Raw genomic sequence first — 26634 nt, 5'->3', positions numbered from 1 at the left:
GCGGGCCGGGGTCGGCGCGGGGTCCGGTCGGGGCGCGGGGTCCGGGCGGGGGCCGCGCCGATGGCGGCGGTGGCTGTGGTGCGGGTGGCGCGGTAGCGGCGGGGCTGGGTGTTGGTTTGTTCGGCCTGTCCGGCACCGGTCAGCCTGTCCAGGGCGTTGCCGATGGCACCGGACGACCGGCCCAGCACGAGCGAGATCTGGCGCGGCCCGAATTCGGTGCCGGGGTTGTCAGCCAGCACCCGCGCGACCATCGCGCGCAATTCACCGTTCGCCAGCCGGGCCGCGCCGGTCGCCGTTGCGGGGGTATAGGTGGTCATGTCGGTAACTCCTGTCGGAAATTGGTTGCGTCATCCTGTCGGCGAATTGCCGAATTCGACGCGGGGGTCCGGGAATCGGAATTCTGTTGTTCCTGCCCGGTCGGTACCGGTCGAAAGTAGCTCGCGAAATGGTGCGAATTCAAGACAACCACCGGAAAAATATTGGAAAATTCCGGCCGCGACACCGGACTCGCGGCAATTGTCGACACAGCAAGCGGCGCGGAGTTTCATTTCCCGGAAATGAATTCGGTCCGCCGCGCGGCCCGGCAGCAGCGCGGCCCGGCAGCGAGGTCGCCGGTCGTCCGACCGGAGCGACACGAAGCGGGAACCGAAGCCGGGAGGGGGCCGGGACTGTCGTTCCGGTGGGGTGAGGGGCCACCCCCGACGTGTTGACCCTGTTGTATCTCCATACAGCCTGGACGTGTGGCTCGGCGCGAAATAGGCCGTGACCTGTGTGTATGCGGTCGATGGGGTGGGCCGATCTCAAGCGGCCCACCTAAAGGCCCGTCTATCGGCCCACCTATCGGCCCCCGTATCGGCACCCACCGAGCCGGCAAGATCACCTCGATAGAGGGTGAGCACCGTCAGGCGACTCGACAGCGCCTGACACGCATCGAGCCCGATGCATCGCCGGAGTCTGTTCGATAATCAATTCTCGGCGATGAGATATCGGGTCCGCTATTCCATCGCGAGTACCGGGCCGTTGGTGACGCTATTATTTCTCCGGGGTTAGTAATTGTCGATATCGGGACTCTTAGGTGTTTATTGACCGGGGCCGGGTCCGGTGTCGTGGTGGCCGGGTTGTTGGTCGCGGAGTCGTTCGGCGATATCGAGGGTGCGTTGTGTGGGGGTGTCGCCGATGGATTCGAGGCGGCGTTTCAGCAGGGCAAGGGTGGGGTTGATGACGGTGCGTTCGCCGAGGCGGGCGTGCAGGCGGAGAATGTCTTGGTAAATCGGTTCGTTGGTGGGGTCGAGCGCGAGTGCGGTTTCCAGCATGGCCATGGTTTGATCGGGGTCGGTGTCGACCAGCATGGCGGCGAGCTTCCCGAGGGCTTTGAGGCGGTCGCGGCGGGCGTGCTCGCGGATCGGCGCGATCCAGTCGGCGGTCAGCTCTTCGGCGAGCACGCCGTCGGCCGCGGACAGCACCGCCCGGCACGCCCGTTCACGCTCGACCGGGTCGGTGGCGGCGCGCAGCGCGGTCACGGCGGAGTCGAAGACGCGGTAGTCCACGTCCCAGAGGCCGGGGTCCAGCCGGTAGCGGGAGTGGTCGTTGTCGATGAAGGTGCTGGCGGTGTCGCCGGTGGCGGTGGCCAGGGCGGTGCGCAGGCGGGACACGACGGTGTTGAGGGTGTTGGTCGGGCGGGGCGAGTTGTGCTCTGGCCACAGCGCTTCGATTACCGTCTCGCGGGTCGCGCCGGCCGGGTGGACCGCGAGCAGGATCAATAGCTCGCGCTCGCGAGGCCGCAAGTTCCGGGTGATCTCGACCGGGGCGTCGTGGCCGCTCGGCCGCCACAGCACCCGCAACGGCCCGAACACCGTGACCGACAACACCGGCGCTGGTTCCCTCGGCACCGCCGCGTCTGCCTCGGGCATACCAGTGCAGACCGTGGCAGAGGCCCCGGGGCCGTCGCGGGTCGGGGCCGGACCCGCGCTCGGTGATCTCGGCTCGGACCGGGCGTCGCGTCCGGCCGCGCCGGAGGGGGGCAGGGATGCGGTGGGCCGCTGCGGCACCTCGGTTCTGGCGTTGTCCGCGTCGTGGCGGTTGCGGTGACCGGTACCCGCGCGGCCGGTGCCCGTGTTGGCGGGTGCCTCGGGTGGTGACCGGCGAGAGGCCGGGCTGGTCCTGGTATCCGGTGCCGGTCGCCCGGCCGGTGGCGGGCGGTCAGGCAGGTCGATCCGGTAGACCGTCGGCCGTGCCGCCGGGCGGGCGAAGAGGTGGCGCCCCGTCGCTGGGCTGGTGCGCGGGGTTCTGGTGGTTCGGGGTGTCGGTCGGGACGGGCGGAGTTGGGTGTCGATGGCGGTGGCGATGACGCGGGCGGCGGGCAGCAGATGGTTGCGGCGAGCCCAGGGGCGGGGTCGGCGAAGCAGCGTGGCAGCGGACGCTGAGTCGGCGGGCAGGCGCGCCATGACCGGGATCCCGAGAGCGGTCGCGTAGTCGCTGCCGGGGTGGGGGTCGATGAGCAGGACCGCCCGGCGGCGGCCGTGGGCGGTCAGCGCGAGGATCCGGTGCCGGGCATGGACCGGGTCGTCGCGGTCGGCGTGCACGACGAGCAGGCGAGCGTCGGCGTGGGTGAGGATCGAGGCGGTGACCGAGCCCGGCTCGGGGGCTCCGCAGTCGGCGAACACAGTGACACCGCTGGGGTTCCAGTCCCGGGGGTGGCTGTTGTCGTCAGCGGTGAGTAGCGCGGTGGTCCATGCGGCGCGGGGGCCCGAGTCGGGTCCGGGCGGCGAAGCGAGGAACGCGACCCCGCCGGGGAGGAGCTGGGCGTGCTCGGTGAGCTCCAGGGCTTTGGCCGGTGCGCCGGCAGAGGCGGCGCGGGCCATGCTTGCCAGACCCCGGTATGGGTCTGCTCCGGTTAGGGCGGCCAGTTGTCCGCCTGTCGGGTCGGCTTCGACGATCACCGCCTGCTCGGGTCCGGGCCAGGTCCGTGCGAGCGCGACCGTGGTGGTCGTGACACCTGAGCCCGGCCCTACTCCGGCCACCGCGATGAGCAGCCCACGACCCGCACTACGGCGGAAAAGTGGTGCGCCCGAAGCCATCACAACCGCGGGCGAGCAGCGTCCGGGTCGCGCACCTGGGCGGGCGGCTTCATCCCTGCTCCTGAACGTGGCTGATCAGCAGGCCGCCACCGGGGGCGGGAGCTGAGACGGTGTTGATGACCTGGAGGTAGTCGACGCGGCGGCCGTCGGGGTGTAGCTCGGCGATGTGGGCGTTGGCGGTGTTGGTGGTGACAGGGGTGATCGCGACACAGTGCGTGGCGCCCAGCGGGATCGTGGCAATGCCTTCGGCCAGTCCCTGCTGGGTCATTCCGGCGTCCGGCGAAACGAGCGCCATGGCCTTCTCGGCATCCCGCGCGACGTAGTAGTCGAATTCGAAGGTGGCGATCACGCCCGCGATGGTGTCGGGTCTACCGGCACGACGGGTCACCACTGTTCCTGACAATCCCGCGCACGGGTCGCTGCTCGCCGCCGTGGTGGTGGTGGCTGGTGGGTGCGCGGTCGCCGAGATCCCGCTGGTACGCGGGCTGTTCTCGTGGCTGGTGTGGGTGGTGGCTGGCACGCCGACGGAGACCGCGGCGAGGGCCGCGAGGGCGGCCCACCCGCGCAGAGCACGTCCGCGCCGCCGGGCTGGTGGTTGTTCGAGGTCGACATCGGGGGACGGTGGGGTGAACCAGGCGGGTTGGGCTGTGGGAGCCGACTGTGCTGACGGGGTCGCAGCCTCGGCGGCGTCGAGGTCGAGTTCCGCCTCAGGCGCGGTGGCCGGTCGGTTCCATTCCTCGCCGGGGCTGTTGTCGTTGCGAGGCACCGTGTTTCACACCCCTTTCGGTCGGGTTCGGCTTCGGTGGCCTGCCCGCACTCGGCGGCAGGGGTGGCCGGGTGCGGGCAGGTGTCCCCGGTGGGGGTCAGGCGCGTGCCGCGTCGGTGCGACGCGCGGGCTGTTGGCGGTCGCCGGTGGGGTCGGTCAGGGTGTTGGCGAGGTAGGTGAAGGCGTCGCCGCAAGCCTGGCTGGCGGTGGCGAGGTGGCCGGTGTCGTACTCGCGCCAGCTCACGTCCGCGCCGCGCTGGAGGTAGGCGATCATCGCGTCCCGCCCAGCAGTTACGGGAACGACTTGATCTTCGACACCGTGGTAGAGCCGTATCGGTACGCCGGGTGCGGTGTGGCCCAGGGTTTCTCCGGCCAGCACCCACCGCCACACCGGGTCGTTCCACGGGTCGGGGCGGCGGCACCAGTGCGACAGCGGCTGGCGATACCAATCGAGTAGGTGCTCGACGGTCAGGGAGTCCGCGTGTGCGGCGAGCTGTTGTCCCTCGGCGTTGAGCACGTCCAGCAGCGGCAGATGCGGGTAGGCGCGTGCCAATCCGATCAGCCCGGCCACCGCGAGCGCCGAGTAGGCGCCGGTGCCGATGGTGTGGGCCACCGCGGCGAGATCGGAGACCACCGCGCCCGCGCACAGTCCTCGCAAGTCCAGGTCCGGTGCGTAGTCGGCGTGTAGTTCGCCTGCTTTGGCGACTGCGCGGCCTCCATCGGCGTATCCCCATGCCAGCACCGGCAGCTGGGCTGCCTCGCCGTCGTCGGCTTCGAGGTCGGGAACCAGGCGCGCGGCGCGAGCCAGATCGAGCACGATCTGCCCGCCGGCGCGAGCGGCGAGGAAGCTGTGCGGGCCCGCGCCGGTCACACCGAGCCCTTCGCCGTCGGGCACCGCGACCACCCATCCCCGCGCCAGCGCCTCGGCGAGCACCGCGATGTCGGGGGTGTCGGGGCCGGACCCGACAACCAGCGACCGCGACGGCGCGCACGGCCCACCCAGCCCTCGAAATGCCGGGTAGTACACCAGCATTGCCTCCGGGCTGGTGGCGGTGTCGGGGAGGATGACGATTCCCGAGGCGGGTGTCAGCGCGCCGTGGGAATCGCGCGAGACGAACAGGATCTGCCAGGCCGCCGCCGCGCCGGGCAGCTGGGGAACGAACGCGGGGCGCATTCGCACGAATTCACCGGGGGAATGGTCGCCGTGGAGGATCGGGGCAGCGTAGAACTCGGACATGGACACCTCTATCGGTCAGTGGATTGTCATGTGGCGCAAGGGAGTTGGAATACCCGGTGCCACCTGCCTCGCCCCGTCGAGAGGGCACCCGACAGGGCAGGGCATCTCAGGCAGGTGTGCCCGGTGTGCGGGTCACGAGCGTGTCGGGCGGGTCAGGTACTCGGTGAGCTGGTCGAACACGTCGTCGATGGCGGTGCGGGCGGTGCGGCAGTGATCGCCGTCGTATTCGCGCCAGCCGACCGGCGCACCGCGAGTACGGAACTCGTGCGCGAGGCGGCGGCCGAAAGTGACCGGCACGATGCCATCGGTCGAGCCGTGATACAGGTATATCGGCGCCGCCGGGAGCAGGCTCGCGTTGATCAGCTCGAGAGCGAATACGTGCTGCCAGAGCGGGTCGTTCCAGACGTCGGTCCGCTCGCACCAGACCCCGACCGGGTGCCGATACCGCTCGAAGAACCGCCCCCGGTTCGACACTTCCGCCTCGCCCACCACGCTCTGGCGCGATTCCTCGGTGAAGATGTGGCGCAGCGGCAGACGCCGATGCGCGTGGGAGAGCCCGATCAGCGCCGCGAGCCCGAGACCCGCCCACGCGCCCCGATTCACGCTGCGCAGGGCCTGTCCCGGATCGGTGACCACCGCCCCGGCAGCGATCCCGCGCACATCCAGCTCCGGCGCACAGACCAGCTGCAGGCCCCCTGCCCACACCGCCGACCTGCCGCCATCGCCGTAACCCCAGAACACCACCGGGGACTCCGCAGCGTTCAGAGCGGGAACACGGGTCGCGGCGCGGGCCAGGTCGAGCATCACCTGCCCGCCCGCACGACCGGCGAGAAAAGTGTGCGGACCATAACCGATCACCCCGAGCCCCTCCCCATCGGCCACCGCGACCACGAATCCGCGTGCCAGCGCCGCCCGGATCTGGGCGCCGTCGGGCTCGGCCCCCATGGCCAACAGCTGAGAGGCCGAAGGCCCACCGAGGCCATGGAAGCTGGGGTAGTAGACCAGCACCGCGCCACCGAGATCGGGTGCGGAGGCATCGGGGGTGATCACGGTTGCCGACACCGGGATCGGCTGATCACACGAATCGCGAGACACATACAGGATCTGCCACGCCTGATCCGCGCCGGACAACGCCGGTGCCGGACGCAGCCGCAGAATGTCTCCGGGCCGGTGCAGCCCGTCCAGAGCGGGCGGGGTGTAGAAATCGACGTCGGGCCTTGTCATGTCGGTCATCGCGACCCCTTGTCGGCGAGGTCATGGGCCACCGCGACAAGCCACGCGATCCCGGACGCAAGCTGACCGGCCACCGCGTACCCCTCGTGGATCGGTGCTGTGCCGAGGATGCGAACCCACACCTCGGGATTCGCCAGATCGCCGTTGTCGGCGGCCACCTGGCCGACCGCACCCGCCAACTGTCCGGCCAGCCTCGGCAATTCGCCCGGATGAGAGACGACGGTGGCAGTCACCTGGTTCCAGCGATCGGCCGCCGCACGCACCCGGTCCCGGCCCGGGGCGGGGACTCGTGGATCAGCGGCATCGATGAGCCGCTGCGACAACGACTTTTGCGGACGATAATCCACGGTGTCCGCATCGACGACGACGTCGTCGAGCACCACGGTCGTCCACGCCGACCCCAACGCCTGCGACATCGCTGCTTGCAGGCTGTCGGTGGCGGCGATCGGGTTGGACAGATCGGCTTGCGCAGCGAGCAGCGCACCGAACCGCAACGCCGCCGCGTGCTGGGGCGCCGAACACGCCAGGTCCCCGTCGGCACAGACGTCGAGAACCCGGCCGGTGAGCGACCCGTATTCGGCTCCGTCGTCAGCGATCCCGCCCCCGGACGCCGACGGCGCGGCCAGGTGCACGGTGGACACGGCCGCGCCGCTGGTCCCCGGAGCGGGATCCGGTGTGCTCTGTCCGGGCCGCCCCGCCAATACCGGCCCGCCCGCCCTGCGTTCGGGGTTGGCGTAGAGCGCGACCGCCGCGACCTTGTCCGGCGCCACCGGCCCGTTCCCGGCGCCGATCGCGCGCGCGACCTGCGAGACAGCTTGCGCCCCTTGAGAAAACCCGACCAGCGCCAGCTCGGTGTCGGGGCATTGGTCCACGATGCGCTGAGCCTCGACACCGAGATCTGTAATCACGTCGGTGACCGAGTCGGCGTAGGGTTCCTCGCCTCCTCCGGCACCGACGACGCCGCCGAATCCCGCCGCGTACGGGATGTAGGTGTGTTGCACCGATGTACCGGCCGCCGCAGTGACCGGCCCGAGCAGTGCGCCGAGCATCCCGGTGTCGTCGGTGCGGCTCGCGTCCGGCGACGACTGGCCGGTGCCTTGGACTCCGAGCACCCACAAGACCGGACATCCGGGGCCGGCCGGGTCGGGTGCGGCCCCGGCCGGTCCCGGTACCGCGAGGACGGTGGCTGCCACCGGGGCCAGCAGAGCGGCGATACGAGTTCGCGTCTGCACGGTTCTCATCGTTGGTCCACCCCGACCGCGGCACCGAATCCCGCGCCGACGGTGCCACCAACCAGCGCACCGGCCACAGCAGCGGGCGCTCCGGCGATGATGGCTCCGGCCGCCGCTCCGGCGGCCGCTCCGATGGCGGTACCGGCGACGCCGGAGGTGACGGTCCCGATGACCGGCACCGTGACCAGCGTGCCCACCGCAGCCCCGGCGATCCCGCCGATCGTCCCGCCCACCAGGCCACCGACCACCGCTCCGGCCGCTGCGGCCGGGGCGGCGGTGATCGTGGCACCGATCGCGCCGCCGATCCCCGCACCGGCGAGGGTGGCCCCGCTGACCCGGTCCGAGCGGCCCGGCGGGATCCCGATCGAGTCCAAAGCCGTGGCGACCTGAGCCTCTGCTGTCGCCGCGGTGTCGTTGATCGCGTCGCGGACCTCGCCGGGAACCCACGGCGGCGACGGCACCGCGAATTGGCCCACCCTGATCTCGTCCACCGGCGGCGCGATAGGCGCGACCGGTGCGACTGGGACGGGGGGATGCAACTCCTCCACTTTCACCGGCTCGACCGGATCCGGGGATGGCGCGGGCCGGGGCACGGGTCCGTTGCGTACCGCAGCCGGTTGCTCGGTATACGACGGCGCGACCGGTGGCGCAGGAGGCGGTGGCGGCGGCGGTGGTGTGGCCGTTCCGGGCTGTACCGGAGTGGTCACGCCGGGCTGGTCGACGATCGGCGCGATCGTCGCGGCGGCGGCGTCCGGCGTGGTCAGCAGGACCAGCGCGTGCACCGCGCCGACGACCAACGCCTGACTACCCAGCGCGACACCTCGTCGGCGGACGGCTCGATGCACGAACCCGCCGAGTCGAGCATTGCGCTCGGAGCAGGCCGTGATGTCGGCGGGATTGCTTCTGTTTCTGGGCATGACGAATAACCCCTTATGAGGAAGGAAGAACGAGGAGAACCGATTCGACAATTGCGCTCGACAGCGCATGCGCGGTGTGGGCGCTCCCGGTGGCGTCGATGCGACCGGGAGCGCCCATCACCGCATGTCGAGGGTCAGAGGAAAAACAGGACGAAGCTCAATGCCTGGGCGGCGACAGACAGCAGGTTCGATGCGAGAATCGCACCGGAATTGAGCAGGTTGAGGACATCGTTCGGATCCATATTTATTCCTTTCTCGAGCAGGATGAGGAGTTGCGTCACGATCACAGCTCCCCGGAATGAAGGCGCACGCGATGCCGAAAAATGGTGAGAGAGTTCGGATTCGGCATCGCTGTTTGCCTTCTATTACTTCACTCGAAGGTCAGGTCGGTGTCAAAGGGTTGCGGGTGCCCAGTTCAGGCACCTTTTGCGGAATTAATTGCCCAGTCTGGGCAATTACCAGTCCATCGCGCACAAATTGGGCAATTTACGGTTGTTGACTCGGCTGACACGAGCCTGAATTCTGGGCATCACGCAGAGCGGTTCCCGGGAAGCCCGCATAGGCGGAGTGACCGAATAGTCCGCCCCGGCTGAATCTGACCGATCGTCACGGCACTATGCGCAGGCTCCTTGTGCTGCCGTTATTTGATTCGAGGTTTCTGATGACAAGCACAAAGCCACCCGCAAGGATGCGGTCGGCTGTTTCAGGTCCCGGGCGGACCGTCGAGGTCGTCATTGTCGGCGCAGGGTTCGGTGGGCTCACCATGGCTGCGGAACTGCGTTCGTCGGGTATCGACAACTTCGTCGTGCTGGAGGGCGGCGAGGATGTCGGCGGGGTCTGGCGCGAGAACACCTACCCGGGTTGTGCCTGCGATGTGCCCTCGCATCTGTATTCATTCGCTTTCGACCCGTACCGAGGCACCGACATCCGGTTTCCGGGGCAGGCAGACATCCTCGACTACATGCGGCAGGTGGCCGACCGTCACGGCTTGCGCACGCATCTACAGTGCGGCACAACCGTCCTCGGCGCGGACTTCGACTCTGCGACAAGCACATGGACGCTGACCACCACCGCCGGCCAGAAGATCCGAGCGAGGTCAGTGGTATGGGCGGTCGGGCAACTGCACCGCCCCGCCTACCCGACCCTTCCCGGCGCGCACAGCTTCCGAGGCCGCGCCTTCCACTCCGCGCGCTGGGACCACGAGGCCGACCTGACCGGGCACATCGCAGTCATCGGCACCGGATCATCTGCGGCGCAGATGATCCCGGAGCTGGCACGCACCGCCGCATCCGTGACGGTGTACCAACGCTCGTCGGCATGGATCTTGCCCAAACCCGGAAAACGATTCGGGCCGGTGTCTCGCTGGGTTCTGGGGCGTGTCCCGGGAGCACACCAGCTCTACCGTGCGGGTCTGTATCACGGGGCCGACGCGGTTCTGGCCCCGATCATGCGCGGCGGCTGGTCGGCGCGGCCCGCGACCTGGATCGCTCACGCGCACCTGCGGCGCCAGGTCCCCGATCCTGCACTGCGGCAGGCACTCACACCGCGATACCGGATCGGCGAGAAGAGAATTCTGCTCGACAACATGTTTTATCCCACGCTGATGCGGCCAAACGTCGAGCTGGTGACCGATCGGATCGACCGCATCGTCGCCGACGGCATCTACTCGGCGGACAGCACTCACCGGCGCGCCGACGTGATCGTCTACGCCACCGGGTACCGGGCAACAGAACTGCTGGGCGGGATCAGAATTCGAGGCCGCGGTGGCGTGGACTTGCACGACCGATGGAACTCCGCACGACCCGAGGCGTTCCTCGGGCTCGCGGTACCGGGCTTCCCCAACATGTACCTCATCGCCGGACCCAACAGCTTCACCGCGGCCAACAGCAATCCATCCCTCAAAGCCGATCAAGCACGCTACATCGCCCGCTGTATCGCGCTCTCCGACCGATGGGATGCCCCGATCGAGGTCACCACGGCAGCGATGTCGCAATACCGGGTCTGGCTCGACGCGCAGCTGGCGCGCACCGTATGGCCCACGGGCGTGCGGGCCTGGTTCAAACGCCCGTCCGGCGAGGTCACCAACGCATGGCCCACCACCGCGCGCGCCTTCCGCCAGATGACCCGCACCGACGCCGCACGGGCCTTCTACCCGGTCCCCGGAACCTCAGCAGCTTCTGCCGCCACCTCATCGAGCAAGACCACCACGGCCCACACCGGGAGGTAGTGGTTGTTCTGGTGAATGTTGTCGTCGGTATCGGCGAATTCGACCGTCACTCAGTGACAGATCGGGCCCGGCTCCATCGGCGGTCCACCGGCAGCCCGGCCAGGGCCCATTCGAGCATGCCTTCGTCGAGGCGTTTGACCTGCCGCCCCGAGGACTGCGCGATGCGGACCGCGTCCGGTGCCATGACGCAGTAGGTCCCGCGGCAGTAGGCGACTATGTCGCGATCGGTGGGCAGTTCGGCCAGGCGCGCCGCCAGCTCGGCGAGGGGGACGCTGATCGCCCCGGGGATATGACCGGCGTCGTATTCCTCGTGGGGACGCACGTCGATCAGGGTGATCTCACCGGCGTCGTGGCGGCGGAGGAGTTCCTCGCGGGTGATCGCGTCCTCAGGAGAGCCGAGCACCGCGGCGGCGGCAACGGCGACATCGGCCAGGTGTGCCTCGGCCACGGTCTGCACCAGGGCGAACAGGCGGGCGACATCGGTGCCGGCGAGGCGGTAGATCTGGCGGGTGCCCTCGCGGCGGGCTTCGACCAGGCCGCCGGACTTGAGCGATTGCAGGTTCGCCGAGGCGGTGGTCACGTTCTGGCCGGTGGCGTGCGCGATGGCCTCGACGGTGCGCTCGCCTTGGGCGAGCAGGTCCAGGATCTGCAGGCGGCGGCCGTTGCCCAGGGCTTTGCCGACGCGGGCGATCTCGTCGAACAGGGCGGCTTTGCGGCCGGTGGGCTCACTCACGCTTGCTTCTCCAATACTCTTTGGAATAGCTTATTCCATAGTTCTTTGGAACAACATCAGACATGGCGATTGTATTCGCACCCCCGCCACCCTTTCGGGTGGGAGCCACCTGACCTGGGAGAACACGTGAACTACCTCTTCGTGCTGCACGACCCGCCCTACGGCACCGAACGCACCTACAACGGCATCCGCTGGGCCCGGCAGATGCTCGACGCCGGACACCAGGTGCGGGTGTTCAACTTCGCTGACGCGGTCATCTCGGTCACTGCCGGGCAGAAGGTTCCCAACGGGTTCTACAACCTGGCCAAGATGACCAGCGCCTTCACCGGCAAGGGCGGACAGATCGGCAACTGCGGTGCCTGCATGGACGCGCGCGGCATGGGCGAGGACCAGCTCGTCGACGGCGCGCACCGTTCCTCGATGGCCGAGCTGGCCGACTGGACGGCCTGGGCCGACCAGGTCATCAACGTCTGACATCCCTTCCGCTGCAAAGGAACCCGAAGCCATGAGCAAAACCGTTGTCGTGCTCGGTGCGGGCGTGGGCGGACTGACCGCCGCGACCGAACTCCGCAAAACCCTGCCCGCCCAGGACCGAATCGTGCTGATCGACCGCGGCTTCGACGGCACCCTGGGCCTGTCGCTGCTGTGGGTGCTGCGCGGCTGGCGCAGCACCGAGCAGGTCGCGGTGCGCCCGAGCGCCGCCGCGCTGCCGGGGGTCGACCGGGTGACCGGACAGATCGAGCGCATCGACCTGGACTCGCGGACCATCGACTGCGGCCCGGCCGGGACGATCGGCTACGACGCGCTGGTCATCGCGCTGGGCGCGAGCCTGGACCTCGATCGCCTGACCGGATTGTCGGCTGCGCTCGAGGCCGGGGTCGCGGGCCAGTTCTACACCGCCGACGGCGCCGCGGACCTGCACAACAAGGTCGAAGCGCTGGAGACGGGCCGGGTGATGGTGCTCGTTGCCTCGACGCCGTTCAAATGCCCCGCGGCCCCGTTCGAGGCCGCGTTCCTGCTCGCTGATCAGCTCGGCGAGAAATTCACCAGCACCCAGGTTCGGGTGGACGTGTTCACCCCGGATCCGCTGCCGATGCCGGTCGCCGGGCCCGCGGTCGGCAACGCGCTGGTGGACATGATGGCCGCCAAGGGCATCGGCTTCCACGGCGGCACCTCGGCCACCCGCGTCGACCCGTCCACGCGCAGTGTCGAGTTCGCCGACGGCAGCACCGAAACCTTCGACCTGCTCGCTGTCGTTCCCCCGCACGCGCCCGGCGCGGCGGTCGCCTCCACCGGACTGGGCCCCAACGGCTGGATCCCGGTCGATGCGGGCACCCTGGCCACCGCCACGGCGGGGGTGTACGCGGTCGGTGACAGCACCGCGCTGCTACTGCCCAACGGCAAGCCCCTGCCCAAAGCCGCGATCTTCGCCGAGGCCCAAGCCCTGGTCGCCGCCCACCAGGTCGCCCGGCATCTGGGTTATGACGCCCCCGATACCCGGTTCACCGGGAAAGGAGCCTGCTACGTCGAGCTCGGAGACGGCCTGGCGGCCAAGGGCGAAGGCGAGTTCCTGGCCTCGCCCGCTCCGCAGGTGAGTCTGCGTGAACCGTCAGCGGCCTACCATCACGAGAAGGAGCAGCAGGAGCGAGACTGGCTGGCGCGCTGGAACATTCGCGCCTGACCTCGAACCGGGCCACCGCCGGCGAACAGCGGTGGCCCGGGCCTGCCTGCACCTTCGGCGAAAGAACCTCTCGTGTCCCTCCCCGCCACCACCGCCGGTACTCCTGTCCCCGAGACCGCGCGAGCGCAACGTCGCGTGCTGAACGTTCTGGTCGCCGCGCAGATCCTCAGCGGTGCCGGGCTGGCCGCCGGCATCACCGTCGGCGCCCTCCTAGCTCAGGACATGCTCGGCTCCACCGGACTGGCCGGACTGCCCAGCGCCCTGTTCACCGCGGGCTCGGCCCTCGCGGCGATCGCCGTCGGACGACTCTCCCAAGCCTGCGGCCGACGTCCCGGACTGGCCGCCGGATACCTCACCGGCGCGCTCGGCAGCCTCGGCGTCATCGCCGCAGCCGTGCTCGACAACCCGGTCGTGCTGTTCGTGGCGTTGTTCGTCTACGGCGCGGGCACCGCCACCAACCTGCAAGCCCGCTACGCCGGAGCCGATCTCGCCGAGCCCGCCCACCGCGGACGCGCGGTATCGACGGTGCTGGTGGCGACCACCCTCGGTGGTGTGGTCGGCCCGAATCTCGCCGCCCCGACCGGGGATCTGGCCGACACCCTCGGCATTCCCTATCTGGCCGGGCCGTTCCTGCTCGCCGCCCTCGCGTACAGCCTGGCCGCGCTCGTGCTGGGGCTGTGGCTGCGTCCGGACCCGCTGCTGCTGGCACGTGAACTCGGTGCCGCGCACCCCGTCGACACCGCGCAAGCCGCGAATACGGTGTCGGCCCGCGGTATCGAGAGAGGCATCGCGACAGGCGGTTTCGTGATGGCGGTGACCCAGTTGGTGATGGTCGCGATCATGACCATGACCCCGGTCCACATGCTCGCCCACGGCCACGGAACCGCCGCAGCCGGAGTGGTGATCGCCGTCCACGTCGGCGCGATGTACCTACCCTCACCGGTAACCGGCTGGCTGGTCGACCGCTACGGCCGCCTGCCCGTCGCCGCCGCCTCCGGCATCACCCTGCTGGGTGCCGGACTGCTGGCCGCCCTCGCCCCCGGAGATTCGATCGTGCTGCTCGCTCTGGCCCTGGCGCTGCTCGGATTGGGTTGGAACCTGGGCCTGGTCGCGGGGACCGCCATCATCACCGACACGGTGCCGCTGGCGACCCGCGCCAAAACCCAAGGCACGGTCGATGTCTCGATCGCCATCGCGGGAGCCACCGGCGGCATGGGATCGGGACTGATGGTCGCCGCCACCAGCTACCCCGCCCTGGCACTGGCCGGTGGCGTCCTCGCCTTGGCGGTGGTGCCGGTCGCCGCGTTCAGCGGCAACCGGCGACCGGCATAGTCAGGCTTGGGCTTCGGCGGTCTTGGCGAAGGCTTCCAGCACCGAATTCCAGCCCCCGCCGCCCTCGACGATGGTCTTGGCCATCGCCGCGCCCTCGACCAGCCGGTCGATATGGCGATGTTCGAGAGTGACCGTGGTCTGCGCCGGGCCCTCGGCGGTGAAACGCACCTCGATCTCACTCGCACGCTCGGGATCCGGGTCGTACTGCCAGTGCCCGGTGATCTGCCAGGTCACCACCAGCCGGTGCGGGGGCTCCCACACCAGCACCCGCCCCCAATCGCATTCGCTGCCATCGACCCCGCGCTCGTACCAGCGCCCGCCCACCTGAGGCTCCAGGATCGCATCGGCCATCTCCGACGCACCGATGTGGTAGGCCGACGGCCACCAACTACCGAAGGACTCGGTGAAGAACGCGAACGCCCGCTCCATCGGCAGCGCCACCGACGCTTTCCCTTGCAACGCAGCAACATCCGGGGTCGTGCTCATAACGGTTTCTCCTGTCCGAAATCGTCGGCCGCCGCCTCGGCGGCCTTCTGAAAAGCAGCGAGCGCGTTGTCCCAGATCTGCTGGAAATACGCCTGAATCGCCTCCAGCCCTTCCGGATTGATCCGATAGATCCGCCGCGTGCCCTGCGGAGAGACCACCACCAGACCGCCCTGCTTGAGGACCTGCAAATGCTGCGAGACCGCCTGACGAGTGATCGGCAACTCCTGCGCCAGCTCACCCACCGAACACGGCCGGCGCGCCAGCCGCTCGAAGATCGCCTTGCGCATCGGGTCGCCCAGAATCGCCAGATCCACATCTCTGAAAGCGCTCACTTTCGTAAGTCTGCACTTTCAGAAGCGGCGAAGCAAGAGGCAGCAGCCACCGATCTGCCACCAACTCCCGAGCGACAACCTCCATGGCACACCCGGATCCCCAGTGCGAACCCGCAGTGCGCGGAAGCCGACTTCGAGTTCAGGTGAGAAGTCGATTCGCACATCGACACGAGCTACGCCATAACCGCCCGATTTTCGGCGAATGCTACGACTACCCTTATCTCGGCGCTCGAGCCACTTCTCTCGTAGAGCAGGCCGGGTCCGCGGTGCACCTCCGCAGCCTCGTCCGAGGCACGGTGGTGCGCACGGTATCCCTGCAACGGGTGCGTCGAGGGCGAAGCACACGCCCCCTTTCCACCACCATCAAGATCACGACGTCAAAATTCCCGATATGAACATCACCGGTTCGGAAGGCGACGTCAGAGTTCACAGATCGGCGACGTCACAGATCGCCGATAGAACCAGAGGTCGCGGGCGCGCCCTGGCCCTGGACCGGTGTCAGCGGCCCGAGCAGTGGACGACATGCGTTCCCGCCGCCGTGGAGGGTATCTCTGTCCGGCCGGCATAGGCGGCCACAAGCTCGGACGCGCAGTGGTCTTCGAGGAGCTGGCCCCCGAAAGACTGGATGAGGTGGTGGAATTCGTCGGCGGTGAAGCAGGAGCGCCATGGCTCTCCCAGTCGTGCGGTGCTTTCGGCGCGCGTGTGGAGGTGGTCGGCGCTGGCGTGGTGGGGTGGGTAGAAGTAGTCGAGGACGCCTTCGCCGCCGTGGTGGTCGAGGATGTAGCCGAGCATGTCCTCGAGCGCTGGCCGGGTGAGGTACACGGTGACACCGAGCGCGATGTAGACCGCCGGGCGGCTGCGGTCCAGACCTGCTGTCGCCAGTTCTGCTGCCAGCGTGGTGTGTTCGAAGTCGATCGGTACGAAGGTCACGGTGTCGGGGACGGGGATGGTGGCCTCGGCGAGCAGGCGCTGTTTCCAGGTCTGGGTGTCGGGGTGGTCGACTTCGAAAAATCGCACGTGGTGGCTGCTGCGGTAGGCGGTGGTGTCGAGTCCGGCGCCGAGGATGACGATTTGGTCGACTCCTCTGGCGACAGCCGCGGCGAGGCGGTCGTCGGCGAATCGGGAGCGCGCGAGGATGTATTGGCCCCGGCGGTGCGCCACGTCCGGTGCCAGCCCTCGATCGAGCACTGTGTGGTCGAGGACCGGCTCGCAGAGGATTCGGTCGGCGAGCGGATCGGCGAGTATCTCTGGATGGAGTTTGGAGTACTTGGCTCTGATGTGCGCGATGGCGGCGGCGGTGTCGCTGGGGCGTCCGGTGTGCATGTGTGTTCACCCTTTCTTCGGTGGGAGATGTCGGGGGTCGGTCCGGTGTGGGGTGGGTGCGCCTGATCGCTGGGCGCGGGGGAACACGACGGGAAGCGCGGTGAGTGCGCGGTGGAACGGGCCCGGCCGGTACTCGAGCCGGTCGGCGGGCACGGCCAGGACGATGTCGGGGATGAGGTCGAGGAGGTAGTCGATCGCGTCCTGCGCGATCTGATACGCCACGGTCCGAGCGGGGCAGGCATGCGGGCCGGTGCTGAACGCCAAATGCGATCGATTGCCCGACCGGGCTGTGTCATTGCTGGCTATTTCGGGGTCGTTGTTGCAGGCGGCGATGCTGATGACGACCGGCTGGACCGCGGGCAGCCACATGTTGCCGACCAGGATCGGCTGGCGTGGGTAGGTGGTGCAGAAGTTGGCCATGGGCGGGTCGTTGAACAGCACCGCGTCGAGGGCGTCGCGGGTGTGCAGGCTGCCGCTGAGCAGGCTGCCGCCGAATCGATCGTCGCTGAGCATCAAACGCAGCGCGTTGCAGACGAGGTCGGGCACCGCTTGCAAGCCCGCTCCGGCGAAGCTCATCAGCTGGGCGGCCACTTCCCGGTCATCGAGCCGGGCGGGATGCTGGATCAGCCGTGTGGTGATGTCGTCGCCTGGGTGAGCGCGCTTGAACGGGACGAGGTCGGTCAACGCGGCGGTGAGGGTGTCCATGCCGGGTGCCGCGGTGCCGTCGCTGTCGAAGCGCTCCTTCGTGCCGGCCGCGACCTGGCCCACGATGTCCTCGGAGCCACCGTATACCTCTGTGAGCACGGCCAGCACCAGAGGGAAGGCGTACTGGGATGCCAGGTCGGCTCGGCCCGCGGGGAGGATAGCGTCGACCAGCGCGGTCGCGATCCGTTCGACGCGCGCGTGCATCGCGTGCAGGTCGACACCCTCGATGGCGGCGACCGACGGTGCCCGGTAGCGAGCGTGCTCGGCTCCGCTGGAGTACCGCGCGGCCGGACGCCATTCCATCATCGGCCGCAGCGAGCAGTCACCGGCAATGCTCTGCTGCCACGGCCTCGGATCGGCGGGAAAGTGCTCCGGATCGTGCAGGATCCGCACGGCCGTGTAATAGCCGAGCACCAGCGTAGCCGGGACGCCCGGCGCCAGCTCCACCGGCGCCAACGTCCCATACCGCCGCCGCAGCGCCCGATACACCGCGTGCGGATCGCGGCGGAAGCTCTCCCCGTGGATCGCCACGCGGGCCTCGCCGGTATCGATGGGAGAGCCATGGACAACAGGACAGGTCAACGTCACTCCATTGGAAAAGTGGTCTGGAATCAATCTCATCGCCTGCGAGGAATTGCTCGAATTACCCGGCAGCCAATCAATACGGTGCCACCCTTATCAGCGTCATCGAAATGGATACGCATACCCAAAAACCCACCTACCCATAACGACAACACGTCCGGAATACACCTATTCGGCGGCACTGACAGAGACGGACCGGACCCGGTATCGAATCGTTGGCTACCGCGAAAGATGCAGCATGGCGAGGCTTTTCGAGCTTCAGCCTCCGAATCGCAGTGCAGCGAAACGATGCTGTGCGGCGTGGCCCGTATTCCGTTGCGCTCTCAGCGTTTTCGTCGGTATGGGTATATACCTAAAAACCTACCTACCCATAGTGCGCGCGGCTCGCTCATGGAGACCGTGCGGCCCTTTTCCGGGATATAGTCGTCGGCATGACCAACCCTGGGGGGAATGCTCGCGGTGCGGTTCCGGCACCGACTCATGGCTTCGTGGGCCGCAAGGACGAACTGTCGCTCATCAGCGCCCTGCTGATATCGGGGCCGGATCGACTGATCACCTTGATCGGGCCGGGGGGTATCGGCAAGACCCGGCTTGCCGACGAAGCCGCCCGCAGCGCGAAGGCTCAAGGGGTGCGGGTGTATTGGGTGCCGCTGGCACGGCTACCGGTGGATGCGGAGTTCAAACAGGTGGAGCAGGCCACCGCCTCGGCAGTGATCTCCGCGGACTTCTCCAACAGGCGCGCGGGCGAAGCCTTGGAAGCCGCCCTGCGCGGCACCGACTCGGCGGGCCCGAGTCGCCGTGCGGTCCTGGTTCTCGATAACGGGGAGCATGTTCTGCCCGCTCTGCGGCATCTGATCGCCCAGCTGCTCAACACACTGCCGAATCTGACCATCCTGGCCACCAGCCGCAGCCCGATCGCGTGGGTCGACGAACGCCTGATCCCGGTTCCCGTGCTTTCGCCCGCCGAATCGCTGACCTTGTTCCGGCAGCGCTGCACCCTGATCGGACGCTCGCTGGAATGGAACGCCGACGACATCGCTGCCGCGACCGAAATCTGCGAGCACATCACCCACCACCCCCTCCACATCCGGCTCGCGGTCGGCCGGTTGCGCTACCAAGGTCTGGCGGACCTGTGTGCCGAGCTGACCGGCCGCGCGGACGACAAACGGCTCGGATGGTCGACCGGAGCCCGCTCGGGCGCCGATCCGCGACACCTCGCGATCACCAACGTCATCGCGTGGAGCTACCAACTGTGCAGCGACAAGGAAAAACTGCTGTTCACCAGGCTGTCTGCCTTCGCACCCGGCGGCAGAAATCCCGACGACACCGGTGACACGGCAGATGTGGGCGCGGACCTCGACGCGATCATCGCCGTATGCAGCGACGAACACGCCAGCACTGACCCGGATCAGGTGAGTGTGTCTCCACACGAGATCGCAGGGCTGCTGGAAAGCCTTGCCGACAAGTCGCTGGTCTCGATCCACATCACCCCTTGCGGGTCGCGGTACTCGATGCTCGAGTCCCTGCGGGTGTATGCATGGGACCGGTTGCGCGACAACGACCCTGGCGAACCCGCACGGTTGGCCAAACGTCACCTCGCCTACTACCGCGACCGGGTGGTCGACGACGCGCGCAATTGGTTCAGTCCGCGCGAGCGGGCGCTGGTCATGTGGGCACGGTCGTCGTGGAGCAATATCGTCGCCGCGATCGAGACCAGCATCACCATGCGCGGTGAAGCCGAGGCCGGCCTGCAGATCTGCGGTGGACTGATCACCTTGCGCGTGCCCTTCGTACGCGGGTCGATACGCGAAATCCGCGGCTTGGCCGAAAGGTGCCTCGACGCTAGCGAAACCGTGTCGCCGCAACCGGTCGACCTTCAGCTCGAGCTGCGAGCAGCGCTGGCGTGGCTGGCGATCCGATCGGGTCAAAGCCACGAGGCCCGGCGTTTCCTCGACGAAGTGATCCCGTGCTATCTGTCGGAGCCCGACCGCGCCGAATGGGCCGAGCACCCTGACCGGGATTTCGGCCTGCCCGCCGTCATCGAGATCACGGTGGGTACCGCCCTGTTCCTGGGCGCCGAGGACGCCCGCGCCATTGCGATCATCGAGCGAGCGCGCGAGAAGTACCACGCCGCCGACAACCCGGCCGAGGTGTTCGCCCACATGTTCGGAGCGCTGGCCGCCGCATTGCTCGGGTCGGCCCCGCAGGCCCACACCATCGCCCGCCGCGCCGTGGGCATCGCCGAAGCCTCCGGAGCGAGCTGGGCCACCAGCTGGGTGAAACTGAGCTGGGCCGTCACCTTGACCATGCACGGCGACCCACACGAAGCCACCCGCGTCCTGCGCGAAACACTGTCCTACCAAATGGCTTTCGATGACCAGTGGGGGGCGATGTGGAGCGTCGTGCTACGCACCTGGGCACTCGAACGCATGATCACCGGCAACGATCGCGACCGCGACTGGCAACTCGCCCACGAGATCGCCCAAACCCTGGGCGGGGCCGAAACCCTGCAAGCCCACCTCGGCGTCGACATCACCGTCATGGGATCGTTCGCCAAGATGTGCCGCAAGGCCCAGGTAACAGCGCGAGGCATCCTCGGCGACGAACACTTCGCAGCCGAAACGGCCCGCGGCAAGCAACTGAATCCACACAACAACGACGTCCATCGCCTCGCGCTCGGAGAACTCACCCTCTCCGTCGCCCCCACGCCGGAGGAATTCGCCCAGCGAGGCGGGCGCACGACTCAAAACACACCCCTCAAGTTCGCGGCAACACCATGGGACAGACTCAGTGAATCGGAGAAAGCGGTCGCTCGCCTGGCCGCAGCGGGACTCTCGAATTCAGCGATAGCCCGCCGTCGCGGCACCTCCACCAAAACCGTCGACGGACAGATTGCCGCCACCCTGGCAAAACTCGGCATTCCGAACCGCCACCACATCGCGAAACACGTCCCCGAGAACCACCACTAACAGGCGAAGCTCCCGCCGGAAAACCCATTCAGGAGTATCCGGCGCACCTACGCGCCGTCTTCAGGCCCCGTACGCCACTGGCCACATGACGACCCGGCGAGCCGGTCAGACGGATTACTCCTCGGGCGAAGCACCGTACCGTCGGCGAGACATAACGCCTGATGAACACACATTTTTATGGCACCCCCCAGGTTCGTGAGTAGATAGCTTTCCAGGCGCAGCATGGGTATTTACCGATTCGAATTCCTCGCGGACATGTGACGCTCGCCTTATCGACCTCCACTGCCCTGCGCCCCAGTAAACGCCTCACCAAAACCACATTCGCTCTCCCGCCTACTCGCACCATTGCCGAGATCCCGGCATCGGACGAAGGGATTCCCATGTCTGCACATCATTCGCGTGATCCGGTTCTCGTCGTGGGGGCCGGTCCCACGGGCCTGACGATCGCCGCTGAATTGTTGGCTCGTGGGGTGGACTGCCGTGTCATCGACAAGCGGCCCGGTCCGCTGGTCACGTCGCGGGCGTTCACGCTGCATGCGCGCACGCTGGAGGGGTTCGCCAGGGCAGGGTGTGTCGACCGGTTCCTCGAGCGCGGTCTGCGCCATCGAGGGATGGCCTTCCACTTCCGTGGCGGCGCTGTCGAGCGCTTGGACTTCACGGTGCTCGACACCCCGTACCCCTACATCCTCGTCATCGAGCAGCAGGACACCGAGGCCGCGCTGCGCGAGCACCTGGCGTCCCTGGGCGGCTCGATCGAGTGGAATACCCGGCTGGATTCGGTCACCACCGACAGCGACGGCCGGATCACCGCCGTTCTCGACCACACCAGCCGGGGTGGTCGTGGCCGGACCCGGATGCATCCGGACTGGCTGGTGGGTTGCGACGGACTCCACAGCACAGTGCGCGCCCACATGGGAATCGACTTTCCCGGCGACGAGTACGCCGGCCTGCAATTCCGGATGATGGACGCGCGCATCGCTCGGTATCCGGTCAGCACCGACGAGATCCACTACTTCATCGACGCCGACCACATGCTGCTCACCACGACCCTGGCCACCGGTCACCGTGTGCTGATCAGCGATATGCGCGCCACTCCCGTGGCCAACCCGGCCCCCGACCCTCACGCGGCGCGAAACGCGTTCCAGCCCGTCGTCGACGACTGGCTACCCGGTGCGCGGCTCAGCGTTCCGCAGTGGACCACCGAGTTCCCGATCTGGCGCCGCCAGGCCACCCAGTACCGGCGCGGGCGTCTGCTGCTGGCTGGCGACGCGGTCCATGTGGGCAGCCCCGCCGCTGGACTCGGCATGAACAACTGCATCCAGGACGCGCACAACCTCGGATGGAAACTCGCCGCGGCCGCTACCGGCCGCGCACCCGAGGGACTCCTCGACACCTACCAGGCCGAGCGGTTGCCGATCGCGGTCCAAGTCGGCGACGCGAGCAGCATGCTGCATCAGATCATGATGGCGCACGGCTCCTCGATCCAGGACCGGCTCGACATCATCCGTCAGCAGCCCGACTTCCCCTATCAGGCAGCTGCCAGGATCGCGGGCCTGACGCACCACTACCGCGACGTCCTCACCCAGCCACCGGGGCTGCCGCGACTCGACGGCCTCACCGTCGGCGACCGCGCCCCTGACATCCCCGTCACCTCGACAACCGGCGTGCATGATCTGTTGTCTCATCCGTACTACACGCTGCTGATGCTGCATCGGCAAGCGCACTCACCCGTGGCCGGCGGCCTCGCCGAAATCACCGCGCCCTACCACGACCTCGTGCGAACCGTCGTGATCACCTCACCCGACATCCCGGCCGACGCGCCCACCGGGGCACTCGTCGCCCACGACGCCCGCGTGCACGACCTCTACGGTCAGCCCACCGACGACACCGCGTGCCTGGTCCGCCCCGACGGGCACATCGCGCTGCGGATTCCCGCCGACCCCGGCACACTCCACACCGCACTCAAAGAAACCGTCCTGACATGACCACATTCACCCCGGTTCTGAGCGCGAGCGCACCCTACCCGCGAGCGGCCGACCCGATCCCCTGCGCGGCAGAGCACCCGCTGCCGCCAGACGCTCTCGTCGGACGCGGTCCACAAGCCGTCGTCGTCGGGCTGATCCGTCCCGATCTGCACTCCTGCCGGACTCAAGCGATCGCCAGCGCGATCACGCCAGCCGAAGACCACGCGATCCGCACGACCGCTGCCCGCCACCGGTGGCGAGTCGCCGACATCGCGCACTTCCCACCGGAGGGCGACGACACAACCACCGATCCCGTCGACTACCTCCTGCACCGGGTGCGCAAGTGGCGCGCCGACGCGGTCATGGTCCCCGCCCGCACCTACCTCACCGACCGGTGGGGACGCGACTGCCTCGAAATCGTGCGCACGGTCTGTGCCGTCGTCACGCTATCCCCGACACGGCTGTGGCCCCGCACTGCCGAAGGTGCACCGCTATCGGCAGGTGCGGTGCTGTGAGAACCACATCCGGCCCCTGTCGGCCACTGCTCAACACGCAGCGGTGGTCGGCAGGGTGGCGTTCGGGTCGCCGGGATCGAGCCGGTCCTTGCTCCTGGTGTCGTCTGTGTCCGTGCGGGCGCGGGCCGGGCCGCGCTCGTACGCATGCTGGTGAGAATCCGGTACGGACAACTGGAGCTGTTGCGAGCCACCCAGTTCGCCGAACCGTTCGACATCGCCAGCAGCACAACAACTCCCACCGCTGCCAAGGAGGGAGATCCCGGCGTGACTCCGCACATGGAGCCGAACGAAAACACGAGGAGTCTGGCGATGGCCAGAACAAGGGCACACTCGGCCGATCCACGCATCCATCCACACCGCCCACAGACGGGTCCCGACCGGGGCATGGCGGTCTACCAGAGCCTCGTCACCGCCGACGACGACAGCGACGAGGGCGGCCCCACGGCACGAGCCCGGTCGCCGTGGGCGGACGATGGGCCGTGGCGGGGCAGAGGGCAACCACCGACACGGGACGGCATCAACCCCTATCTCCCCAGCAGTGGCTTGCAGATCTCACCGCACCAGCCTCCCGTATCCGGCGGCCCGCCGACGCCGGAGAGCAGAGACGAGGGCACGAGCAGCCGGCCCGAGGAGGCCGAACTGGATCGAATCATCGCCGCCGAACTCGAGGAGCACAGGGTGTTCGAGGGTTTCGCGACCGTGGGACGTCAGATCACGCACTCGGAGCTGGCGGAGCAGACATCGCTGTCCAAGGAGCACATCGGCAAAATACTGCGCGGGCAACGGCGCGTGAATGTGCGCACGCTACAGACTTTCGCCGCCCCACTCGGGCTTCCCCACGAGGTCCGCGACCACCTGGCCGAACTGATCCTGCGCAACGAAACCTCCGCACGGGCCGCGCCCGAGCCGGGCCCCGCCCCGGCCGACATGAAACAACAGCTCACCGCCACGCGGTTCCCCGCGATACTGCTCACTGCCGGGCTCTTCGACATCGCAGCCGCCAATGATGCTGCCGTGCAAAAACTTCCGCGGCTACTCGAGGCCGGAAACTTCCTCCGGTGGCTGGTCTATGATCCGATGGCACGACTGGTGTTCGCGGGCAGTGCTTGGCACGAGGTGACGACGGTGTTCACCTACGCTCTGCACTACCTGTCGCGCGGCACTGTGCCCGAGCAGGCCCGTGCGGCACTGATCGCGGAATTGTCGACACAGCCGGAGTTCCCGCGGATGTGGACCGCGCGGATCGACGGTCAGCTGTTCCCGCTGCACACCACCATCGCCGACCCGACCCACTCGTCCCAGGCCACACCGATTGCCCTCACCGTTTCTACCCCGTGGCGAGCACCAGCACGACACCTGAACATCTCCCTGGTCCCGAGCACGTGATGCCGCGCAACGACAGCGGCAATCCGCCGGATGACCCGTACGGCCCCCGCGCGTGCTCTTGCTCCGACCGGTACACACGGGATCAGCGGCCTCTATCTCGACAACACCGAGCGCGTCCGCACCCGCGAGTCCCTACCGCGCCTCCTACTGCGCTGTACCGCCGGTCAGGTCGACGAACTCCGACACCAGGCGCAGCGCGAGAGCGACGGGGACCGGGCCCTGCATCGTCGTTGCCGCCGTGCCAGCCAGTGACTCGAAAGCGCTGCCGCTCAGTTGAATCGGCGCCATGACCCATACATCAGCAGCCCGCTCCCAGTCGATACCCTCGTCGGTCCGTGGCACGCTCACCCCGCAGTCGCGTTCGAGCGCCGCCGCGATCATGTCCATGCCAGCGGGAGTGATCGTGCGCTCGGTGGTGACTACACACATGGCCAGCAGCGGTCGCATCCACGCAGCGGGCTGCGATCGATCCGCGGCTCTGCTGGCGCGTCGTTCGGTGGCATCGCAGGCCAGCCAACTGCTGACCGCCTCCTCGCTCGGGCCGTCGGACCATTGCACCAGCACAGACGAGCGTCGTGTCACCGATCGAGGCCGAAGCCGACTCACGGTGAACGATGTAGTCGGCCACCGCCCCGCCAGCTCCCGGCCCGCCAGCCGCGCCAGGATCGGAGTGCACAACACCCAGCTCACTCGCGCCGACCTCCGTGCGGGTTTGTCGGCACGTTTCATGTGACGCTACCTCCGGTGGGTCGTCGGATTGTCGTGTTGGAGATGCCCTCTCCCGGGCGGGCTTCGACCGGACCAGCATGGCCGGGCGCGGGAGGCTCTTGTGACGTTTCTTCCGGATTCGTCAGCCGCAGTTCCTCACGCACCGCATTCCACAGCGCTGACAACCGCGGCCACAGTTCTTCGGCCTGCCCCAAATCCGGGTAGTCCGGGCCTCGATAGGACATCAATATCCGGCCGGCCACCTCACGGATGGACCGAACGCGCACGCCATGATCGACCACTCGCCACGACACTTCGATCCCATCGACACTGGTGTGCCGGCATTCGCGGCTGGACCGCACCTCGCCGGACTGTGAATCAACGGCGGGGCCCTTGGAAGTCGAGAAATGTTCCATCACGGTCGCCGGTAACTTCTAGCGGGATGCCGCGAGGGCTTGCCGGGCAAACATTGCGGCGTCCACACCAGGCGTTGCCTGCCTGGTGAGGGCGTCGAACCTCGCCCCCCAATCGCTGATGCTGGTGTCGTGGTGGCCCCGCCGCGTGACGCACTCAGAGCGAGAGGGCGCTGCACCGACTGGCATGATTTCCTCCAATAGCGTTGCGAATGAACAGTTTCAAGACCGCAGGTAAACGTGACGGAGGCGATCGACCTCGGCGCTTGGAATGAAGCCGTGGCTCGAGGCTCGGCGGCAGCCCGGAATCGGCAACGGTGACTATCGCTATGGCGAGAACCCCAGGTCGGTCCGGCCGTTCCACGTGATCGAGTGGTCGGCGTTCCACGAGTCGATCACCGCCGCGATCGTCCTCAGGGCGGAAATCAATGCCTCGGCGGAGTCGGCACCCCTCACAGTCTCCTCGAGCGGCTCCTCTTCGATGCCCTCGATCCGGAAGGACACGGCCCACGTGCGCGGGCCCTCCTTGTATGGCAGGCCGATCGAGACCAATATCGGCGCACCGGACCTTCGCAGCTCGCGCTGCGCGATGACCAAATGATCCCAAGCTGACATCGGCAGTTCCTGCTCCCTGTTCATCATGACTGGACGATGGTGCTGATCAAGATCCGCCGCCGACCGTCATGATGGTGATGAGTTGACTTGTGACAGAGTTGATTTCGTTGCCGTCCGGCTCGGTGAAATCCACGCCCTCGACCGGGTTCCTTCTGCACGCAGTGCCGTGCAACGTATGGAGCTTGCGCCTTCCGCGACCCG

23 protein-coding genes and 1 pseudogene are annotated in these 26634 nt (G+C 68.0%); 8 read left to right on the top strand and 16 right to left on the bottom strand.

The annotated features are described in order from the left end of the window. The 8 genes and pseudogenes from ACWDSJ_RS35695 to ACWDSJ_RS35660 form a co-directional block, all read right to left on the bottom strand. A pseudogene (locus ACWDSJ_RS35695) lies at positions 1-317 on the bottom strand (AAA family ATPase); the annotation flags it as partial. Between the two features lie 762 nt (positions 318-1079). Beyond that, on the bottom strand, positions 1080-2861 hold the full coding sequence (locus ACWDSJ_RS35690; RefSeq protein ID WP_064909922.1) for an AfsR/SARP family transcriptional regulator: 1782 nt from the start codon (positions 2859-2861) through the stop codon (positions 1080-1082). Between the two features lie 265 nt (positions 2862-3126). Next, complete coding sequence (locus tag ACWDSJ_RS35685; protein ID WP_064909921.1) at positions 3127-3843, bottom strand: hypothetical protein; 717 nt, start codon at positions 3841-3843, stop codon at positions 3127-3129. Positions 3844-3940: 97 nt separating this feature from the next. Further along, positions 3941-5080: a lipase family protein gene (locus tag ACWDSJ_RS35680; protein WP_064909920.1), complete on the bottom strand. Its 1140-nt coding sequence runs from the start codon at positions 5078-5080 to the stop codon at positions 3941-3943. 132 nt (positions 5081-5212) lie between these two features. After that, the gene (locus ACWDSJ_RS35675) at positions 5213-6313 is read right to left on the bottom strand and encodes a lipase family protein (protein ID WP_064909919.1); all 1101 of its coding nucleotides are present in this window, start codon (positions 6311-6313) and stop codon (positions 5213-5215) included. Beyond that, complete coding sequence (locus ACWDSJ_RS35670; protein WP_082976732.1) at positions 6310-7554, bottom strand: cutinase family protein; 1245 nt, start codon at positions 7552-7554, stop codon at positions 6310-6312. The genes ACWDSJ_RS35675 and ACWDSJ_RS35670 overlap by 4 nt, the downstream gene beginning before the upstream one ends. Continuing rightward, positions 7551-8462 (bottom strand): hypothetical protein, encoded by a 912-nt coding sequence (locus tag ACWDSJ_RS35665; protein ID WP_143860464.1) that lies wholly within the window; start codon positions 8460-8462, stop codon positions 7551-7553. Before ACWDSJ_RS35665 ends, ACWDSJ_RS35670 begins: the two co-directional genes overlap by 4 nt. Before the next feature lie 134 nt (positions 8463-8596). Continuing rightward, on the bottom strand, positions 8597-8743 hold the full coding sequence (locus ACWDSJ_RS35660) for a hypothetical protein (RefSeq protein WP_387368478.1): 147 nt from the start codon (positions 8741-8743) through the stop codon (positions 8597-8599). Between the two features lie 380 nt (positions 8744-9123). Between ACWDSJ_RS35660 and ACWDSJ_RS35655 the strand changes: the two genes are divergently transcribed. Beyond that, positions 9124-10689: a flavin-containing monooxygenase gene (locus ACWDSJ_RS35655; protein WP_369829552.1), complete on the top strand. Its 1566-nt coding sequence runs from the start codon at positions 9124-9126 to the stop codon at positions 10687-10689. 46 nt (positions 10690-10735) lie between these two features. Here the strand turns inward: ACWDSJ_RS35655 and ACWDSJ_RS35650 are convergent, their stop codons facing one another. Continuing rightward, the gene (locus ACWDSJ_RS35650; RefSeq protein WP_064909916.1) at positions 10736-11422 is read right to left on the bottom strand and encodes an ArsR/SmtB family transcription factor; all 687 of its coding nucleotides are present in this window, start codon (positions 11420-11422) and stop codon (positions 10736-10738) included. A 126-nt stretch (positions 11423-11548) separates the two neighbouring features. On the opposite strand from ACWDSJ_RS35650, the gene ACWDSJ_RS35645 reads away from it, so the two are divergent. The 3 genes from ACWDSJ_RS35645 to ACWDSJ_RS35635 all read left to right on the top strand — a co-directional run bounded on the left by ACWDSJ_RS35645 (position 11549) and on the right by ACWDSJ_RS35635 (position 14435). Beyond that, positions 11549-11896 carry a DsrE/DsrF/TusD sulfur relay family protein gene (locus tag ACWDSJ_RS35645; RefSeq protein ID WP_064909915.1) on the top strand — a complete coding sequence of 116 codons (348 nt, stop codon included), beginning with the start codon at positions 11549-11551 and terminating at the stop codon, positions 11894-11896. A 31-nt stretch (positions 11897-11927) separates the two neighbouring features. Continuing rightward, a complete protein-coding gene (locus ACWDSJ_RS35640) occupies positions 11928-13103 on the top strand; it encodes an NAD(P)/FAD-dependent oxidoreductase (RefSeq protein ID WP_064909914.1) in 1176 nt (391 codons plus the stop codon). A gap of 72 nt (positions 13104-13175) precedes the next feature. Next, a complete protein-coding gene (locus ACWDSJ_RS35635; RefSeq protein ID WP_064909913.1) occupies positions 13176-14435 on the top strand; it encodes an MFS transporter in 1260 nt (419 codons plus the stop codon). Here the strand turns inward: ACWDSJ_RS35635 and ACWDSJ_RS35630 are convergent, their stop codons facing one another. The 4 genes from ACWDSJ_RS35630 to ACWDSJ_RS35615 form a co-directional block, all read right to left on the bottom strand. After that, the gene (locus ACWDSJ_RS35630) at positions 14436-14921 is read right to left on the bottom strand and encodes an SRPBCC family protein (RefSeq protein ID WP_064909912.1); all 486 of its coding nucleotides are present in this window, start codon (positions 14919-14921) and stop codon (positions 14436-14438) included. Continuing rightward, a complete protein-coding gene (locus ACWDSJ_RS35625) occupies positions 14918-15253 on the bottom strand; it encodes an ArsR/SmtB family transcription factor (protein ID WP_082976731.1) in 336 nt (111 codons plus the stop codon). The genes ACWDSJ_RS35630 and ACWDSJ_RS35625 overlap by 4 nt, the downstream gene beginning before the upstream one ends. 498 nt (positions 15254-15751) lie before the next feature. Then, positions 15752-16576 carry a class I SAM-dependent methyltransferase gene (locus ACWDSJ_RS35620; protein WP_064909911.1) on the bottom strand — a complete coding sequence of 275 codons (825 nt, stop codon included), beginning with the start codon at positions 16574-16576 and terminating at the stop codon, positions 15752-15754. 6 nt (positions 16577-16582) lie between these two features. Next, entirely contained in the window at positions 16583-17812 is a 1230-nt protein-coding gene (locus ACWDSJ_RS35615; RefSeq protein WP_064909910.1) for a cytochrome P450 family protein, read from the bottom strand. A 482-nt stretch (positions 17813-18294) separates the two neighbouring features. Between ACWDSJ_RS35615 and ACWDSJ_RS35610 the strand changes: the two genes are divergently transcribed. From ACWDSJ_RS35610 to ACWDSJ_RS35595, 4 genes are all read left to right on the top strand, one after another. Then, positions 18295-20832 (top strand): helix-turn-helix transcriptional regulator, encoded by a 2538-nt coding sequence (locus tag ACWDSJ_RS35610; RefSeq protein ID WP_082976730.1) that lies wholly within the window; start codon positions 18295-18297, stop codon positions 20830-20832. Positions 20833-21212: 380 nt separating this feature from the next. Next, entirely contained in the window at positions 21213-22817 is a 1605-nt protein-coding gene (locus ACWDSJ_RS35605) for an FAD-dependent monooxygenase (RefSeq protein WP_064909908.1), read from the top strand. Further along, positions 22814-23311 carry a hypothetical protein gene (locus ACWDSJ_RS35600; RefSeq protein ID WP_064909907.1) on the top strand — a complete coding sequence of 166 codons (498 nt, stop codon included), beginning with the start codon at positions 22814-22816 and terminating at the stop codon, positions 23309-23311. Before ACWDSJ_RS35605 ends, ACWDSJ_RS35600 begins: the two co-directional genes overlap by 4 nt. A gap of 678 nt (positions 23312-23989) precedes the next feature. Next, positions 23990-24697 (top strand): helix-turn-helix domain-containing protein, encoded by a 708-nt coding sequence (locus ACWDSJ_RS35595; protein ID WP_450037190.1) that lies wholly within the window; start codon positions 23990-23992, stop codon positions 24695-24697. Between the two features lie 144 nt (positions 24698-24841). Here ACWDSJ_RS35595 and ACWDSJ_RS35590 read toward each other — a convergent pair whose 3' ends face one another. The 3 genes from ACWDSJ_RS35590 to ACWDSJ_RS35580 all read right to left on the bottom strand — a co-directional run bounded on the left by ACWDSJ_RS35590 (position 24842) and on the right by ACWDSJ_RS35580 (position 26460). Beyond that, the gene (locus tag ACWDSJ_RS35590; RefSeq protein WP_143860466.1) at positions 24842-25144 is read right to left on the bottom strand and encodes a hypothetical protein; all 303 of its coding nucleotides are present in this window, start codon (positions 25142-25144) and stop codon (positions 24842-24844) included. Between the two features lie 278 nt (positions 25145-25422). Continuing rightward, the gene (locus ACWDSJ_RS35585) at positions 25423-25821 is read right to left on the bottom strand and encodes a hypothetical protein (RefSeq protein WP_143860468.1); all 399 of its coding nucleotides are present in this window, start codon (positions 25819-25821) and stop codon (positions 25423-25425) included. A 324-nt stretch (positions 25822-26145) separates the two neighbouring features. Then, entirely contained in the window at positions 26146-26460 is a 315-nt protein-coding gene (locus ACWDSJ_RS35580; protein WP_064909904.1) for a DUF6968 family protein, read from the bottom strand. Positions 26461-26634: the final 174 nt, after the last annotated feature.

Source organism: Nocardia sp. NPDC003482 (assembly GCF_053588115.1).
Note: the sequence above shows the minus strand (reverse complement) of the source record. Positions and strands in the feature narration are given on the sequence as shown.